Raw genomic sequence first — 18,042 nt, 5'->3', positions numbered from 1 at the left:
CCTTGTGCACTTTTATTTGCTCCACATGTTTCACCCGATGCTATAGCTCGGCTGTAGTAATTCGAAGCGCTACATACGATTTACTGTTCAAAAGAACTTTGCAAGATCCCCTGTATGTTCCAGGCAGCCGTTCAACAGTCATTTCCCATGTATCTATAAGATCCACGTTATAATCTCGTTCATTCGATAAATCCAATTCCCAGAATGCAGGACGGCTTATGCCAAAATATAACCAATAACAGCTTCGGTCAGCTTCATCCTTCCACAAGTCAGCCTGCCCTTGCTCCATGAGGCTCCTTAGAAAAGAAATCCGCTGCGGACTTTCGCCAACCAGATTACCACCGCGAGATATCCAGGAGCTGCGATCTTCAAACACTTCTCCGTGAGCAGCATAGCCGCCCCTTACCATGCATTCCCAGAATCGACGCAACATTTCCTCCCCAGAAATGTTGCCCCATCTTCGAGCCGCGTTTCCTTCGTAGCAGCATTCATCGATAACAACCGGTTTATTACACTTGTTCAACCAGCTTGATGTTAGAGCAGGCTCCCAATGCTGAATACTTTGATGGGTGATCCAAGGCTTGGAATAATCATACATGGACGTTCGACTGTAATCGTACATCTTGGTTCCATTATGTATAGATAATAAATGACCGTACGGATCATACTCCTGAACAATTTGGCATAATCGGTCCCAATCCTCGGTTGATTTATAAATATTGAAATCGTACTCATTTGAAATCGACCACCAAACGTTTCTAAAGGAAGCGAGTCTCGCCACAGTATATCTTAGATAGGCATCCTCCACCTCAGGCTCGAGTTTTTCGAAGCCCCACACATTTTGATCGTAAGGATGAAACAAAATGATATCAGCCTCAATACCTAACTTCTGTAAATCATCAATCCGCCTCTCAAGATGCGCGAAGAAATCAGGATTAAATCGATGTAGATCCACTCCTTCCGCTCTGCTGCCTGCAAAAGCCAGCATGGAAGGATCCATATCTCCTGTCGGTAAAATACACATGCGAACTTTATTGAAGGAAGAAGCAGCCAGCATAGCAAGTGTAAGCTGTTCCTCTGCCTCGTCTCCATGATGTATCCAATGGTATAACGTTGTACCGAAAGGTAAATAAGCAGTACCATCCGCATATCTAAACCGATATTTATCCTTGACATGCACAGGCCCATGATTCCCGGATGCTGGGCTAATAACCTCAAATTCCCCTTCTAGAGCATCAAGCTCCTTACAATTACTAGAAGTTACGTAGGACCAGTGTCCCTCTACATCAGGCATAAAGCGGATCTTATAAATTCCATTCCCATCATAAAAACCTTCAGCCTCCACTATCCTGTTATGGTAACGGAACTTAGCTCCAAACGTAACGTCCTCATAAGGATTACCGGACTTTGGACCTTCAAAGCTTCTTTCAAACCGGCCCCATAGCTCCACAGTATACGGAGAGGCGTAAGCAGCATTATCTCTCATTGTGCTTCCCCTCCATTCCTGCCCCCGGGCTTTTCTGCTTTTCTTATAAAATTGTCATCTGCTTCGGCACTTCTGATCAAGTATGGAATATTAGAAGTCCGTTCCTGTGAAAATGGCTGCTTATCCAGCCGGCGTACCCGCAAAGCGTGATACATGAGAGACGGCAGAATGACGATAACATCTCCTTTATAAGTTCCAGGCAGCGTGTTTATTGTCATGTTCCATGTATCTATAATATCAATTTCATAACTTCCGTCAGGCAGCAAAAGCTGCTTCGATGGAAAACGGTGGATCCCATAAAATTGAAGATAATACTCACCATCAAGTCCGATCGTTGCCGCATCATAGTATTCAGGCATGAAACGCAAGCCCGCCGGTGCATCCTCCAGAATACTTCTTAGAAATGCAATCCTTGGAACAGTAGACCCAATTAAAGCGCCTCCATGCGTCTGCCATGTTCCCTCTCCATCTCGCATATACATTTCACCATAACTTGCAAATCCTTTTCTGCACGCGCTTGCCCACATACGATTGACCACCTCTTCACCTGGCAAGCTTCCCCACAGGGTCGGCCAATCGCCTTCACAGCCGCATTCTTCAACAATAATCGGTTTATGATGAAGTCCCGCAAAATAAGCCAATTGACTTGGATCACTGCACTGCAGGCTCACATGTGTGATAGCTTTATGTCCAAAATTGAATAACGGATCCGAGCTATGCACCGTCAGTAGATGGCCATATGGATCATTTTGCTGGACAAGCCGCAGCACTTCATCCTTGTTAAATCTATAACAGTCTCCTTCAGTGGGCAAAGACCACCACACATTGCGGTAAGCCGCCAAGCGGGCAATGGTTTGGCTGAAGAGATTGGAGAACGCCTCATCGAACTCCCCATTCCCAAGGTTTAGCAGCAAGTCGACCTCTATACCAAGCTTCATAAGCTTGAGAATCATTTGTTCAAGAGAAGCAAAGTCTGTTGAATTACCTCTTGAACTCATAGAAAATCGGACCTTGTTAAAGGGGGAACCAGCAAGTGCAGACAAAGTTTGCTCAGCTTGATCCCCCGCATAGCCTTGCAAACAGGCTGTACCAAATGGAAAAAAGGCTGTGCCGTCAGCATAACAGAAATCCTGCTTGCTTCCGCCAACGCCTACAGGTCCATGGTTATTAGGGCCAGGTGCGGTGCAATGAATTCGACCATTGGATTGGCCCGTAATAGTGTCGATGAAGCCGCCATATAATTCGTAATGCCATTCACCCTCTTCATCAGGCATAAAGCGTACTCGTGTTATACCGTTGATATCTCGGAAGAATCCAGCTGCTATCTTGCGGCTTCCTTTTCTAAACAGAGCATTTCCCAGTGGATAATTCTCGATAGCAACTCCTTCTTTATGCGTACAAGTCAAAGCAAGTTCGAAAGTCCCCCATCGCTCAACCTCATGCAGATTATTCATAGAAGCCTTCACCTTCTTTTATTAATTCCAATCCAGTCATTTAATAATTGAATCAGGAAATGATAGAATGGACTGCTTTTTTCCATCCCTCGTAATACTCGTCAATTCTATTGGCATCCGCCCGATGGCTGTAAACCATCTCAGATGAGAACAGTTCGTATAGTTCTTCTATGTTATTCCACGTTCCAATACAGAGTCCTCCCAGAAAAGCCGAGCCAACAGCAGATAACTCTGAAATTGAAGGTTTAACTACATCTATTTGCAGCATATCCGCTTGAAATTGCATTAGAAACCGATTTTCAGTGGCTCCTCCATCTACCCGCAGTCCTTGAATACGAATACCCGATTCGGATACCATCAGTTCCGCTGTATCCCGTACTTGATAGGCTATACTTTCCAACGCCGCACGGATAATATGCCTTTTATCGCTGCTTCGGCTCAAACCAATAACCGCCGCTTTGGCATTAGGCTCCCAGTAAGGAGCTCCTAAACCAACAAATGCAGGAATCAAGTAAACGCCCTCGTTATCGGGAAGAGCATTAGCTTGTGCTTCCGCCTCAGAGTAATCGTTAAATAACCCCAATTGATCCCGGACCCATTTTAAACAATCTCCTGTACAGTGGATAATTCCTTCAAGCGCATAATCGACTTTGCCGTCAATCCCCCATGCAATTGCAGTAACTAAACCATTAGCCGGTTTCGCTGCCTTGCTGCCAATGTTCATCATTACGGAGGTACCGGTGCCATAAGTTGCTTTAGCCATACCTGGCCGATGGCATAACTGTCCGAACAACGCCGCTTGGGAATCTCCAATAACCCCTGAGATCGGAATTTGCTCCGAAAACAAAGCCGGCTCATTAGTATAGCCAAATAAGTCATTACTCGATTTAACTTCCGGCAAGGTTACACGATCAACTCCGAACATCTCGATTAATTCCGAATCCCACTGTAAGGTGTGAATGTTAAACAGTGAAGTCCGGCTTGCATTCGTATAGTCGGTAGCGTGCACCGCACCACCAGTCAGCTTCCAGATCAACCAGCTATCTATTGTGCCTGCCAGCAGTTGATTTTGTCCGCCATTGTTCACGGTATCGCTCTCCATATGTTCAAGAATCCAGCGAATCTTACTCGCAGAGAAATACGGGTCCAGCACGAGTCCCGTTTTATCCTTCACTATGGATTCATATCCCTTGGCCTTCAAGTCCGCACATTGCTCCGCGGTTCTGCGGCATTGCCAAACAATGGCGTTGTATACCGGCTGCCCGGTCTCTTTGTCCCAGACAACCGCCGTTTCCCTTTGATTCGTTATTGTAATGACCGCAACTTGCCCAGGGGATGTATCAGTAGTCCGAAGCACCTGTTGAATCGCTTGGACTACATTACGGTAGATGACTAATGGATCATGCTCCACCCATCCCGGTTTCGGATATATTTGTGGATGTTCAATGGAGTAGCGGCCCTTAATTTGACCTAGCTTGTCGATCAATAATGCTTTTGTTCCGGAAGTACTCTGGTCCACTGCCAAAATATAACTGGTTTCCATATTGACTGCTCCTCACGATGACCTTGTCATGGTATTAGCAATGGAGCGGATATTTTCTACATTTAATCCATAATGATTAAAAACTTCACTTGAATTTCCAGTGATGGCCGGTTCATCCGGAATCCCAACGATACGCATCGGAACCGGATGACTTTGGATAATGACCTCAGCTACGGCGGCTCCAAGCCCCCCATGGATACTGTGTTCCTCCACAGTAATGATATGGCCCGTTTCAACAGCAGCACGAATAATCGCTTCATTGTCCAACGGCTTGATCGTGTGCATGTTGAGCACTCTGCAGTGAATTCCATCCTGCTCCAATGCATCTGCTGTATCCAGTGCAACTCGGACCGTTTCACCTGCGGCTATAATCGTAAGGTCAGTTCCCTCGCGTAGAGTGACCGCTTTTCCAATTTCGAACGGATAATCGTCAGACGGGTATACATCTCTGACCGGATTTCGACCGATTCGCACATAGACGCCACCTTCATGCCCAACCAGAGCTTCCGTCATCCGTTTCGTCTCATGCCGGTCTGCCGGCAATATAACCGTTAAGCCGGGGATTGCTCTAGTAACGGCTATGTCCTGCAAGGAATGATGAGACATTCCTAATGCACCATAGCTTACACCTCCGCTGATGCCAACAAGTTTCACATTAGTGGCCGAATAAGCCACATCTACTTTAACCTGCTCTATGGCACGCATGCTTAGAAAGCAAGCCGGTGAAGTAACCCACGGTTTTTTCCCGCAAGAAGCCAAGCCTGCTGCAATACCAACGATATTCTGTTCAGCAATACCTGTTTCAACGAATTGCTCCGGTAGCTCCTTAACAAACGGCAGCATCGATGCCGAGCCTCTCGAATCACTGGCCAGCACCAGGATGCTGCTGTCTTCTTTGGCTAAATCCAACAACGTATCGCAAAGAACTTGACGGTTGGCGATTTTATTCATGAATGATCACCTGCGCTTCCTTCGATAATTCCTCAATAGCCTGAGCCAACTCTGCGTCACTAGGTACATGATGGTGCCAGTGCGGAACATTCTCTGCGAAGGAAACACCTTTTCCTTTTGTTGTATAGGCCATCAGCAAGGTCGGCTTGCCGGACACTTCGGGTGCTGAATGAAGTGCAGCGGATAATTCAACAACATCGTTACCGTTCACAGGAACAACATGCCAACCGAAGCTGCTCCATTTATCTTCCAAGGGCTCCAGCCCCATCACATCTTCGGTGCTGCCGCTAATTTGCAGCTTATTACGGTCAATGATACCAACAACATTGTCCAGCTTATAATGGGAGGCGGCCATCGCCGCTTCCCATATCGATCCCTCTGCTTGCTCTCCGTCACCCATTAATGTGAATACACGATAGCTTTTACCGTCCATCTTCCCGGCAAGCCCCATGCCTACAGCCACAGAAAGACCATGACCAAGCGCACCTGTATTCATCTCGACACCAGGGATTTTGTTATTCGGATGCCCGATTAAACGCGAACCAAATTGGCTGAACGTTTGCAGCTCTTCCTTCGGAAAGAAGCCTTTGTCCGCCAGTATGCAATATAGCGATTCCACCGCATGACCTTTACTCGCAATAAAGCGATCTCGTTCCACCCACTTGGGATTGTTCACATCCAGCTTCATTACATCGTAGTACAAAGTGGTCAGTATGTCGGTATTGCTTAGTGAAGAGCCTGTATGGCCGGTCTTCGCATGATGTATCATTTGCAATAAGTCCATTCTGATTTGTGCAGCCTTACGTTTAAGCTCATTCGCATGAGTGTTCATCTCTGGTTCCTCCTAATCTAAATGCTCTATTGTCAGAGCTTCTCTCTAGAATGTTTTAACGTTGCCAATCCTTCCCCCTTAGCCATGCTTGAATTTCACTTTCCGTCGGGTCTACAGGATCGGGTTTAAGCCCTGGAATGTAAGTACAGGCTTCATATAGGGCTGGAATGACATCCTGATGAATACCAACGGAATGATGCACATAAGGGCCTTTAACCAGCTTTTCCTCCCATAATGGCCAATCATTAACTTCAACCCAAACATAGGAGCCTCTTGTATAAGGTCCCTGGATGCCTTTGGCACGGCCTAGAAAAATCGAATATTCCCCGTGATCCCCGTCAAAGCGGGCAAGTGTCATCTCCCCACCGCGTATCTCACCTTCATGAGTCCCTGGTGAATGATCGTCGAACAGGAAATGCTTACGCAGCTGAGGCTTTTCTTCTACGCTTAATGAAACCGGGAAATTCCCGCAATGGAACAGCAGCTCGCCGTTCGGATTTTCCGGATGACGAATTGTCAAATCAGCGAAGAAAGTCGGCTTCGTATTCAGTGACGCAGCTTGCACCATGATAGAGGTGATAGCACCATGAATATCCGTTTCGCAGGTAACCGGAATCTGCTCATCCGTCAGAATCGCGTTAGCTAAACATGGCATGATGCCCATCGCATCCTGCAGCGAAGACCAGCATTGAATGGCAATGGCAGTACTTGCCGTTTTCTCGGCATATTGCTTCATCGCAACTTTGAGCGCCGCAATTTTGTTAACGGCTTCTTCCCCAACCTCCGAGTAATCCAGATGCTCCTTTATATAGTTAACAGCTTCATCAAATTCAGGTCCGCCTTTGGCACCAACCTTTTTCGCAGCCGTCTTGATATCTTCCAACGTAATCGGGTAAATTTCGATACCGAACTTTTCCAAAAGTTCCCCTTCATTACACATCATGGTCCAAAAAGAAGCGGGTCTTGGAGCAATTTGTAAAATGCGCAGTCGGCGGAATTCCTTCACTACATTGGCAGCCGCTACAAAGTTACGGAAGCCTCGTTCAAACACGGGATCATCAACGCGGCTGTTTGTGATATAAGTAAAAGGCACATTAAAACGGCGGAGCACCTTGCCGGTAGCGAACAATCCACACTGCGTATCGCGCAAGCGCGTGCCATCTTCCAGAGGCGCTTCATCTCGCGGTCCCCAGAGAAGAACCGGCTTTCCTAACGCTTTGGCGACACGGCCGACCATGTCCTCCGTTCCAAAATTACAGTGAGGGAAGAATACGGCATCCACCTCATGATGCGCAAAATGCTTGACAATTTCTTCTGCATTATACAAATCGTCGTAGAGCAGCCCCTCCTTGTTCAAGCCTTCCAAATCAACGATATCAATGTCGAGCCCAAAGCTATCCATTTTTTCACGAATTAGCACCTTATACTTAAATGCATCCTCTGCACTGAAAACAAATCGTCTAGTCGGCGCATAGCCGAGCTTTAGCTTTCCCATCGCTTCAAACCTCCCCTTGTTCTGTTGCACGTGCTCTAATTGCAATATAAGGCGTTCCCGGCATATCAATGCGTGTCATACCGCTAAAGGTTCCTTCCAGCGAAGTGACCGTCATACGCCAAGTATCGATTACATCAATCTGAAAGCTGCGATTTTCCGGCAGCGGGAGTTCGCGGTAAGCTGGACGATGGATACCAAAATACTGGAGGTAATACTCTCCCTCAACTCCAATAGTCGGTGCATCCCGCAGCCTGTCAATCGGCTCCGTACAATCCGGAGCTTCATTAAGAATTTCCTGCAGAAAGGCAATTCGTGCAGGGCTCTCCCCATACAACAGCCCACCCTTGGACCACCAGACCACCTCATCTGGATGCAAAAAGGTTTCTCCATGCCCGACATACCCGCCACGGGTAAATCCGTCCCAGAAACGTGCCGTCATATCCTCTCCGGTAATATTCCCCCAGCGCTGCGGCAAATTGCCCTCATAGCAGCATTCATCAACCACAACAGGTTTGCCGTATAACTTGCGCCATGTATTCGTCGGGGTTAGCTCCCAATACTGCATGCTCACATGCGTTACCCATGGTTTGGTGTGATCGTAGACGATCAGCGTTGTGGGATCATACATTTTCGTACCATTATGTATCGATCTCAGGTGCTGGTAAGGGTCACTTTCCTGTACAATGCGGAAAGAACGATCCCAGTCATCCATTGTTTTCTCCGTCATAAAATCAAATTCATTCGCCAAGGACCACCAAATATTACGGAAGGCTCCAAGTCGGGCTATGATATACCGCAAATAATATGCATCCGTCTCCGCATCCATACGGTCAAATCCCCAACGGCCTTTATCGTAAGGATGAAAAAGAATTAAATCCGCTTCGATCCCTAGCTGCTGCAGCTCCGTAATTTTTTGCTCCAGGTTGGCAAAGTAATCGGGGTTAAAGCGAGTCCAATCGAAACCTTCGGCGCTAGAACCAGCAAACGGAAAACAATCCGGCTCATTCAGATTGAAGCTGTAATTTTTCGGAAATACACACATCCGGATTTTGTTAAATGGCGAGGCGCTTAAGGATTGCAACGTTTGCTGCTGCAACTCCTCGTCCTGATGAGTCCATGCATAGCAGGTAGTGCCGAAAGGCCGGTAGGCCGTCCCATCCTCATATACGAAGTGGGAAGCATCCCTAATCCGCACCGGACCGTGATTCCCGGAAGAAGCAGGTTTACAGGAGAAGCTTCCTGCCGCGCCATCAAGCTCAGCAGAGCTGCTGCTAACTGAGTAGGTCCATACTCCTTCGGTATCAGGCATGAATCGAATCTTATACATATCATTTCCGTCATAGAAGCCTTCCACTTTTACGATCCGGTGTTTATGCTGAAACTGTGCTGCCAATTGAACGTCCTGGAACGGATTCCCTTCAACCGATCCTCTTAATGAAAGCTCAAATAATCCCCAACGCTCTACTTCATTAACATTCTGTATGGCTTCCCTCATTGAAAATCACTCCTTATCTATATTTATCCTTTTATTCCTGAGGTCGAAATTCCTTCGACAAAATATTTCTGACAGCTGAAGAAAATAACTAAGCTTGGTATTAAAGACAGGACAGACATGGCAAACATAACGCCCCATGCCGAGTCACCCGATGAATCCATAAATAACCTCAACCCGAGTGGAATCGTATAAAGCTTGGCAGTATTGATATAAAGCAGTTGACTGAAGAAGTCATCCCAAGTCCATATAAAGGTGAAGATAGCCGTCGTAATGAGGGCCGGAACCGCCAGCGGCAAAATAATCCGCCAGTAAATCTGCGCTTTACCGCAGCCGTCAATAGTTGCCGATTCATCCAGCTCTTTAGGCAATCCCCGAATAAATTGAACCATTAGAAAAATGAAAAACGCGTCTGTAGCAAGCCACTTTGGAATAGTCAACGGATAATACGTATCAATCCAATTCAGTTGTTTAAATAAAATGTACTGAGGTATGATCGTGACATGATGAGGCAGCATGATCGTTACCAGCATCAGAGCAAACCAAACCTTTTTCCAGGAAAAATCCAACCGGCCGAACGAGTAGGCAGCCATTGAGCAGGACAACAAATTTCCAGCAACACAAAATGCAGAGACGATAAAGGAATTCGTGAAAAAGGTTGAGAACTTGACTCGTGCAATACCCGACCAGCCTTTCAAATAGTTATCCAATGTCACTTCCTTGGGCCAAAGGCTCAAATCGCTGAATATCAGATTCGATGGTTTGAAGGAGCTGGAAACCAGCCACATAATAGGGTACAACATGAACATCCCGACTCCAAGGATCAAGACATGAAGCAGCAGCCGATTGACTCCTTTTGCCTGCGCCATCTTACTTCCCCCCGTCCGCATAATGTACCCAATATCTGGATGAACCGAAAATGATGGCCGTAAATATGCCTATAATAACTAACAGTACCCAAGCCATTGCCGATGCATAGCCCATCTCATAGAATGAGAAGCCTTTCATGTACAGGTACAAGGTGTAGAACAGGGTCGAATCCATAGGACCTCCTGTACCTCCGCTTATAATGAAGGATTGAGTAAAGGCCTGGAAAGCGCCTATCAATTGAATAACTAAATTAAAGAAAATAACAGGCGTTAGCAGCGGAATGGTGATATGGAAAAATTGCTTGATTTTGCTGGCACCGTCCACTTGAGATGCCTCGTAATAATCTTGCGGAATTTGTTTAAGCCCTGCCAAAAAAATGATCATAGACGAGCCAAACTGCCATACGGACAGCGCCACAATGGAATATAAGGCATAGTCGGGATTAGCAACCCAGTCCGGAGCATGTATGCCGAAATTAAGCAGAAACTGATTTACAACACCGGAGCCTCCGAAAATTTTGCGCCACAGTACTGCAATTGCCACACTTCCACCAAGAAGAGTTGGCAAATAATACAGCGTCCTGTAAAGGCTTACCCCTCGCAATCCCCGATTCATGAGCGTAGCAATCATTAATGCGGCCGTCAGCTTCAAAGGCACCGAGGTAAAAACATAGATAATGGTCACTTTTAATGAAGCAAAAAATCTTGGATCTCCAGTGAACATCGTTTTGTAGTTTTCAAATCCGATATACTTGGGAGGAGAAATAACATCAAACTTGGTTAATGAATAATAGAACGAATTAATCATCGGACCGATCGTCAGGGCAAGCAAACCAACAAACCAAGGCAGCAGAAATAAGTAAGCAACAGCATTTTTCTTCCAAAGCTTGGCTAAGTAAATGCCTAACGTCATTCTGGATGTACGCTTGTTCTCCAATGCTATTCGGTTCATAAGCACAACCCTTTCTGTTCGTCTTACTTTTTGATAACCTTCTCAGCAGCATTTAACAGCTCTTGGGCAGCATTTGGGACAGTTTCTTTGCCAAAAAGGATTTTTTGACTTAAGTTCACTATGGTTGTTTCGAATTCTTTGCCGTTAGGAATTTCCCGGTCCAAAACCCGTGAATTTTTAGCAGCCAGATCGATGTAGTCATATACTTTCTTGTCCACAGGCGTTGCTTGCGCTTTCAACGCTTCACGAACCTTGGACGAGCCTGGTACACCGCGCTCACTTCCCAGAATCATGGTAGCTTCTGGGTCGTTAACCATGAAGCTAATAAACATAGCCGCTTCCTTCGGATTTTTGGTCTTGGCATTCACCGACATGAATTGGCTCGGCTGCAGCCATAGACCTTGCGCTGCACCTGCTCCTCCGTTCGGTGGAAGCACAATGTTAATTTCATCCTTCATGCTTTTTTGGTAAGCATTCACTTGGTTGGACCAAATCAAATGCATTACTGTTTTTCCTTCTACAAAGGTTGAGTTATCCGGATTTTCCGTGTAAGCGGTAGTAATTTCCGCGGGAGGCGTGCTGCCCTGCTTGCGGTAGTTATCCCAGGTAGTAAACCATTTGGCGATTTCTTCTTTGCCGAGCCCTACCTTACCATCCTTATAAAGCGTCTTGTTGCTTTGCCTTGCCATATAATTCAAGTACAAAGGAACTTTCGATTCATCAACAGCGCCATAAAAGCCTTTCCCCAATGCCTTCGTAAGATCCTGAGCATACTTGCCAAATTCATCCCAGGTCCAGTTGCCTGTTGGAGGCTGCAAGCCCGATTTTTTAATCAGCTCTGTATTATAAGCAATACCAAATGCGTTAGAGCCTAAATTAATTCCATATAACTTCCCATCCATAGCTCCCGATTCGACAGTTGCTTTATCGAAATCAGCTACATTAATTTCTTTGCCCAGGTAAGGGTTAATATCCAAAAGTGCATTGCGCGCCACATAGTCCGGATAGTTATTTCCTAGCTGGATTAAATCAGGAGCATTACCTCCGGCGATTTGTGTATTTAATTTATCCCAGTACCCATCGCTTCCCAAGTATTCTCCGTTAATTTTGATAGTAGGATTTTTCTTCTCGAACAGCTCGATGACTTTGAGGGTAGCGTCGTGCCTCACCTGCGACCCCCACCATGTCATACGAAGCTCGACCTTCTGATTGCTTGCTGCCGGTGTAGTAGTGGTCGCTGACGCACCGCCAGGAGCAGGTGTGCTTGCTGCCGGTGATGATCCGCCTCCACCAGGCGTACAAGCAGCCAACATGGATGCTACGGTTGCAAATGTAACGAGCAAGGACCAGTTCTTGTTCATTTTCATAGCAATAACCTCCTATAATTTAGTTTACTAAAATTGTTTATTTGTCATTTTGATTATGATGAAAATATGTAAACGCTATCATCGTCTGCCGAAATTACCCCCCCCCGAAAAACATAATCGCCCTTTTTTCATGTAAAATCGATAGTTTTCGCCATGCAATTACCTTTAGACTTAGGCTCATTGCTCGTTTAAATCATATCATCATGATTCAGAAGACGTCAACAAGTTTAGTAAATTAATTTATAAAAAACTGTATTTTAACTAAACTAATCTACTTTTCACTAATCTCATCCCCCTATAAAACTGGTCTATTGACGCATGTTTCCAGTCATTTAGGGTGTATTCATTCATTTTGCTTACATCCGCTTGAATAATAGACAAGGCCATAGTAAACTAAATATGTTTAGTACGTTTATCTTGTGTTTGGTAAAGGAGTGTACTTGCATCATGAAGATGGAGGATATTGCGAAGTTAGCCAACGTTTCTAAATCAGCTGTTTCCTTGGCGCTTAGCGGCAAGCCGGGTATTAGCGAGGAAACCCGCTTTAAAATATTGAAGATTGTTAAGGAAAGTGGTTATTTACCAAGATCGATGATTAAAGCCGACAAAGTATATGGACTGACCAAAACGCTTCGTTTCGTCGCTTGCACCAATTCCGGGATCGTACTTGAGCAATATTACAAGCAGCCGTTTTTCATGGAGTTAATTCATGATATTGAAGAACAATGCCGCGCACGCGGCTACTCACTCTTCTTCTCCTCAATCCAGACCGACAATCTTGAAGATGCCATCGATACTATGGAAACCGAGCATGAATCCAATGGGATTATTCTGCTAGGCACGAATCTCACCCAGGAGCAGATCCGGCTCATTGCCCAGAAACAGATTAATTTGGTTGTCCTGGATACATGTCTGGAAACATTCAATGCAAATTTCATCGTCATGAACAACGTAATGGGTGCATACCAAGCAGGACGTCATCTGCTCGACCTTGGACATCGGCAAATCGGGTATGTACAGTCGCATTCCCGCATGTACAACTTCAACTCCCGCAAGAAAGGCTTTTTGCAAGCGTTGGCAGAGGAACACTTGTCAGTAGATGACGAGCACTTCTTCTCGGTTGCTCCCACCATAGTGTCCTCTCAGGATGAATTTATGCAGAAAATAAAGGCGCTGAAGACTCCTCTTCCGACCGCCCTCTTTTGCGAATGCGACTATATAGCAATCAGTACTATCAAATCATTAATTGAACTAGGAATCCGTGTCCCTCAGGACATCTCCATAATCGGCTTCGATAATATTCAGGAATCGACGATTATCACACCGGAATTAACTACCGTTCACGTAGAAAAAGGTAAAATAGCGGAGCTTGCTGTAACGAAGCTGTTCGATATGATTGAAAACGGGGACACGGTTAAAATGAAATCGTTCATCGATACGCAATTGGTTGTACGCCAATCCTGCCGAGCTGTAGGTGCGCCTGCTGAAGCTCAGCCAGCATTGCCTAGTCTTTGAGACCGAATTTCATTCAACACCACAAGGTCATACCATGAAAAAAGCTTGACGGAATGAATATCCGCCAAGCTTTTATTTATTTGACTTTGTTAAAATACACGACTGATATTCAACGTTGGATTCACCGTTTTAATGGTGCTGCAAACAAGTATTTGCAACATTATTTGGCTCGGTTCCGTTACTTAGACAGCAAGGAGCATGAAAAACACAACAACTGTAACCGCCCTATTTTAAATTTCACAAAGACAAAGGTTAGAATGGAGGACTATCACATTGAGAAACGAGAAAGAAATGATGAATATGCTTGTAGATTTTGCTATGAACGATAATAGAATCCGATTGGTAACTTTGGAAGGATCACGTACAAACAAAAATATTATCCCTGATACATACCAAGATTTTGATATTTCTTATTTTGTGACAGATATGGATTCTTTCAAGGAAAACGATCAATGGCTCCATATTTTCGGGAGTCGTTCTATGATGCAAAAACCGGAGGATATGGAGCTTTTTCCGTCAGAATTAGGGAATTGGTTTTCCTATATAATTCTATTTGAAGATGGCAATAAATTAGACCTGACACTTATTCCAATTAATGAGGTAGAGGATTATTTCACCGATTGTGACGGTTTAGTTGAAGTCTTGCTCGATAAGGACGCTCTAATGAAAAACGAAGTGATCGCAGACGACCGTCAATATTGGATCAAAAAGCCAACTGCAAGAGAATTCAATGATTGTTGTAATGAATTTTGGATGGTTTCAACTTACGTAGTAAAAGGATTAGCGAGAAAAGAAATCCTCTTTGCTATTGACCACTTAAATGAGATTGCCCGACCCAATTTGCTAAGAATGATGGCTTGGCAAATCGGATCAGAGCAAGGCTATTCCTTTAGTGTGGGAAAAAACTATAAATTTATAGATCGTTACCTTCCAAATGAAGATTGGGAAGATTTGCTATTAACTTATTCTGAGAATGGCTACCCAAACATGTGGCAGTCTCTATTAACTTGTTATAAATTATTCAGAAAATACTCTAAAGCTGTGGCAGAAAGCCTCGGATTTCAGTATCCCGTTTATGATGAAACCATCACTAAGTATACTGAAAATATTTATAATTCCTATAAGGCTTAACATAGCCATTCATTCAGAAGATCATATTTGCCAATTGAATTCCCAGCATTTACTTTCAGATTAAATCGTCCAACACGGACAATTCCCGCTTTTGCGGCCACAGCACTCCTCTTTCCCACCCTAATACAAATGATTCGTATCTTCGGTTCTCAGGACATGAGGATAAATCACCAAAGTAACGTTCGATAGCCAATATTTGTGAGGCGTGTGCCCGTAATGCTTTTGCTTTTATTTCCCATTGAGGCATTGTGTCAACGCTGATTGAAGGCTCACGCCCTTGCTGAAGCAATGTATTGGAGATGCAGTAATATAACTTTTGCACAGATGGGCATTTACCGCTGAGTACCGCTAAAGTAGCCATTTTCGAAATAGCCATATGATCGGGATGAAAGTTGCCGCCGTCCTCCGGGAAGCTGAATATAACCTTGAGCTGATATTTATTAATAAATTCAGCTACTTGTTCGATGAAGAGGGTCTCGTTCACTTGATTCAATTTACCGTCCGGGTGACCCAAATGCTCAATAACCGTCAATCCTAATATTTGAGCAGCATCCTCCATTTCCTGAACACGCAATGCAGCGAGCTCCTCATTAGACAAACGAGAGACATCACCATTCTTCTTACCCGCGTCACCTTTGGTGGCTAGCAGAAGAACCGGCTGCTCTCCTTCATGGACAAGCTGCTTTATCAAACAAGCACTTAGAAAGGTTTCATCATCTGGATGCGCATAAATAAAACCGATGGTAGGTGTCAATGGATTCGTCTCCTTACGAGGTTTTCCTAATAGTAGCATACTGTCGATCGATATTACATCATCCTTCACCTAAAAGTGTCCGACCAAGAAAAAGCTGACTTCCTAAGAAAGTCAGCTTAACTTATGATATGTTTTACTCACTCAAATATTATTTGACATCATAGCCTTGGTCTTCGATTGCTTCTTTAATGGTTTCCAGTGATAGCTTACTCTCATCAAAGGCAACCGTGACCGAATTACGGTGAAGATCTACTTTTGCGGAAGCCCCTACTTGCTTAACAGCTCCTTCAACCGATTGTGCGCAATGGCTGCATGTCATCCCCGCTACTTTTAGAGTTATATTTTGCACGGTGGATTCCTCCTATTAATTCGTACGCAATACTAATACAAAACATCCATTAACTCCAAGATCTATATGTTCATAATCAATTAATATTATCCATTTCACACATCTATGCCAAGGGTTCGAACGATAAACGTTTCACTAAGCCTCTCATAAAAAAAGTGCCGTTTCCTTCGAAAAACAACCAACACAAAATGAGATACGAACACAATCTGCACTATAGCAAAGCATAGAAATAAAATATAGGCAGCATAACGATTCATCGCCATCTCGGTTATCGCCGCGCTAACAATAAGATAGCTGAGTCCACCGTATCCATAAAACAGCGAACCGTTGCGTAGGATAATCTCCTTGAACCGCAGCTGCGGTTGACTGCCAGATATACGAAGCTGCAGCAGCCATAATCCGAACGTGCGTCCATTTGTTATATATGGCAGAACAATAAAGTAGCCTAGAACCACAACCAACATCGTAAGAGGACATTCCAGAAGCAAAGCCAATTTACCCGGTCTGAATTGCGGCAGCGATATAAATACAACGATCCACATAACCAACCAAACGTCGATCAAGAAAGCAAGCAAGCGATGAATATATCCTACAGGCTTGATGCCCAAATCTATTTTTTGGTCCAATGCTTCCTTCTGAGGAAAAAGGAATAGCAGCATGGGAGCTATCCAATAACCGACTAGCACGCCGGAAGTATTCAATAGTAAATCATTCACGTCAAAAATCCGGTAAGGGCAGTTGTATATGCCATATAGACCCGTAAGCTGCGTAACTTCAAAAAACAAAGAAACTACAAAACCCGCTCCAATAGCAACCAGCCACTTTTTTCTAAAATAATAACGTATGTAGACACCCAGCGGCAGAAGCAGGATAAAGTTAAACACAACTTGCTGAAAGGCTCTTTCATGCAATGCCTTACTATAAGTGGACGGATCCCCCCAGACGACGTGGGTCTCTTTTATAAAATCAAATACAAATGTGAACAAAAGCAGCGTATAATACTTCGTTCCAGGCAACTGCTGCGAACACGTATCTCTTGTTTCAGGCAAAGGCAGAATGACTAAATAGTAGGCTGTTATCATAAATAATACGAAAGAATACATGAGAATCATCCGGAACACATTCACGTAACCATAACATCGGTAATTGTATATTAAGAAAGGGACGGTCAGCAGCAGCGCAATTAGTGGAAATGTAACCAGCGCGGCTTTGATGGGAAACAGATGAGATCCCAAGACTTGCTCCCTCCTCATTATGGAATATAAGGTTCTTATTAAGTATTTCATCTTTTTATGGGAATTATGTCGCAAACGCAATGAGAGCTACTCATTGAATTGGAGCAACAAAAAGAACCATCCGATCAGCGGATGGCTCTTTTTGTTGCTCTGATCCCCACTAGGTGACTGCTAGTCGCTAGTAAGTAAAGTAATCCCGATTGTGCGTTATGGCGTTACATGGAGGCGGTCGGTCAAACCCCACGCGGAGGCTCTATTATGTGCTGTAAATATTTAAGTATAGTGATTGGCGCTACACCATTTTAATGAAAACAGACGGCCATATAACCCCTTTTATGTTTAGATGGAAAACGTCCTGTTAATTCAAGCTTTTGAAGTCTTTAGATCCAATTAACAGGAAATCTTCCAGTTAGTTTCGACGGAAATAAGCAATATTCTAAATATTAGCTATTTTAGCGGTACATTTTCCAGTTATATGCTCACCAAGAGGGTAAATGAATAGAATTAGCTCCAGAAATTCAGGCTGTCGAATTAAGCGCTTTCAATATCTCTCAAATTTTAATCCATACACCCTATTTCTCAATAGTGTTCTCGCAAAGCTCAATCTAGGTGTTAAA

The 18,042-nt window shown here is 44.4% G+C and carries 15 protein-coding genes; 2 read left to right on the top strand and 13 right to left on the bottom strand.

What is annotated here, in order from left to right; genetic code table 11:
* Window positions 1-40 precede the first annotated feature (40 nt).
* The 10 genes from ACFQ0C_RS20520 to ACFQ0C_RS20475 all read right to left on the bottom strand — a co-directional run bounded on the left by ACFQ0C_RS20520 (window position 41) and on the right by ACFQ0C_RS20475 (window position 12,441).
* Complete coding sequence (locus ACFQ0C_RS20520; RefSeq protein WP_379369045.1) at window positions 41-1,486, bottom strand: DUF5060 domain-containing protein; 1,446 nt, start codon at window positions 1,484-1,486, stop codon at window positions 41-43.
* The gene (locus tag ACFQ0C_RS20515; protein ID WP_379369043.1) at window positions 1,483-2,940 is read right to left on the bottom strand and encodes a DUF5605 domain-containing protein; all 1,458 of its coding nucleotides are present in this window, start codon (window positions 2,938-2,940) and stop codon (window positions 1,483-1,485) included. The genes ACFQ0C_RS20520 and ACFQ0C_RS20515 overlap by 4 nt, the downstream gene beginning before the upstream one ends.
* Before the next feature lie 52 nt (window positions 2,941-2,992).
* The gene (glpK, locus tag ACFQ0C_RS20510; RefSeq protein ID WP_379369041.1) at window positions 2,993-4,483 is read right to left on the bottom strand and encodes a glycerol kinase GlpK; all 1,491 of its coding nucleotides are present in this window, start codon (window positions 4,481-4,483) and stop codon (window positions 2,993-2,995) included.
* Window positions 4,484-4,495: 12 nt separating this feature from the next.
* Window positions 4,496-5,434: a transketolase family protein gene (locus ACFQ0C_RS20505; protein ID WP_379369038.1), complete on the bottom strand. Its 939-nt coding sequence runs from the start codon at window positions 5,432-5,434 to the stop codon at window positions 4,496-4,498.
* Window positions 5,427-6,266, bottom strand: coding sequence for a transketolase (locus tag ACFQ0C_RS20500; RefSeq protein ID WP_379369036.1), 840 nt, complete (start codon window positions 6,264-6,266; stop codon window positions 5,427-5,429). Before ACFQ0C_RS20500 ends, ACFQ0C_RS20505 begins: the two co-directional genes overlap by 8 nt.
* 55 nt (window positions 6,267-6,321) lie before the next feature.
* A complete protein-coding gene (locus ACFQ0C_RS20495) occupies window positions 6,322-7,761 on the bottom strand; it encodes an L-fucose/L-arabinose isomerase family protein (RefSeq protein ID WP_379369034.1) in 1,440 nt (479 codons plus the stop codon).
* 4 nt (window positions 7,762-7,765) lie between these two features.
* Entirely contained in the window at window positions 7,766-9,256 is a 1,491-nt protein-coding gene (locus ACFQ0C_RS20490; RefSeq protein ID WP_379369032.1) for a DUF5605 domain-containing protein, read from the bottom strand.
* Between the two features lie 23 nt (window positions 9,257-9,279).
* Window positions 9,280-10,122, bottom strand: a complete 843-nt coding sequence (locus ACFQ0C_RS20485) for a carbohydrate ABC transporter permease (RefSeq protein ID WP_258212132.1) — start codon at window positions 10,120-10,122, stop codon at window positions 9,280-9,282.
* 1 nt (window position 10,123) lies between these two features.
* Window positions 10,124-11,035, bottom strand: a complete 912-nt coding sequence (locus ACFQ0C_RS20480; RefSeq protein WP_379369384.1) for a carbohydrate ABC transporter permease — start codon at window positions 11,033-11,035, stop codon at window positions 10,124-10,126.
* A 62-nt stretch (window positions 11,036-11,097) separates the two neighbouring features.
* Window positions 11,098-12,441: an ABC transporter substrate-binding protein gene (locus ACFQ0C_RS20475; protein WP_258212133.1), complete on the bottom strand. Its 1,344-nt coding sequence runs from the start codon at window positions 12,439-12,441 to the stop codon at window positions 11,098-11,100.
* Window positions 12,442-12,888: 447 nt separating this feature from the next.
* Here ACFQ0C_RS20475 and ACFQ0C_RS20470 point away from each other — a divergent pair, with 447 nt between their 5' ends.
* Together ACFQ0C_RS20470 and ant(6) are read left to right on the top strand one after the other, a co-directional pair.
* Window positions 12,889-13,956 carry a LacI family DNA-binding transcriptional regulator gene (locus ACFQ0C_RS20470; protein ID WP_379369029.1) on the top strand — a complete coding sequence of 356 codons (1,068 nt, stop codon included), beginning with the start codon at window positions 12,889-12,891 and terminating at the stop codon, window positions 13,954-13,956.
* A 273-nt stretch (window positions 13,957-14,229) separates the two neighbouring features.
* The gene (ant(6), locus tag ACFQ0C_RS20465) at window positions 14,230-15,087 is read left to right on the top strand and encodes an aminoglycoside 6-adenylyltransferase (RefSeq protein WP_379369027.1); all 858 of its coding nucleotides are present in this window, start codon (window positions 14,230-14,232) and stop codon (window positions 15,085-15,087) included.
* A gap of 55 nt (window positions 15,088-15,142) precedes the next feature.
* Here ant(6) and ACFQ0C_RS20460 read toward each other — a convergent pair whose 3' ends face one another.
* The 3 genes from ACFQ0C_RS20460 to ACFQ0C_RS20450 form a co-directional block, all read right to left on the bottom strand.
* The gene (locus ACFQ0C_RS20460) at window positions 15,143-15,841 is read right to left on the bottom strand and encodes a PIG-L deacetylase family protein (RefSeq protein WP_379369025.1); all 699 of its coding nucleotides are present in this window, start codon (window positions 15,839-15,841) and stop codon (window positions 15,143-15,145) included.
* Window positions 15,842-15,989: 148 nt separating this feature from the next.
* A complete protein-coding gene (locus tag ACFQ0C_RS20455) occupies window positions 15,990-16,190 on the bottom strand; it encodes a copper ion binding protein (RefSeq protein WP_379369023.1) in 201 nt (66 codons plus the stop codon).
* Between the two features lie 95 nt (window positions 16,191-16,285).
* Window positions 16,286-17,425 carry a VanZ family protein gene (locus ACFQ0C_RS20450; protein ID WP_379369021.1) on the bottom strand — a complete coding sequence of 380 codons (1,140 nt, stop codon included), beginning with the start codon at window positions 17,423-17,425 and terminating at the stop codon, window positions 16,286-16,288.
* Window positions 17,426-18,042: the final 617 nt, after the last annotated feature.

It is taken from the genome of Paenibacillus sp. GCM10027630 (assembly GCF_042676305.1).
Lineage (GTDB): Bacteria > Bacillota > Bacilli > Paenibacillales > NBRC-103111 > Paenibacillus_S.
This window is presented reverse-complemented; position numbering and strand designations above follow the sequence as displayed.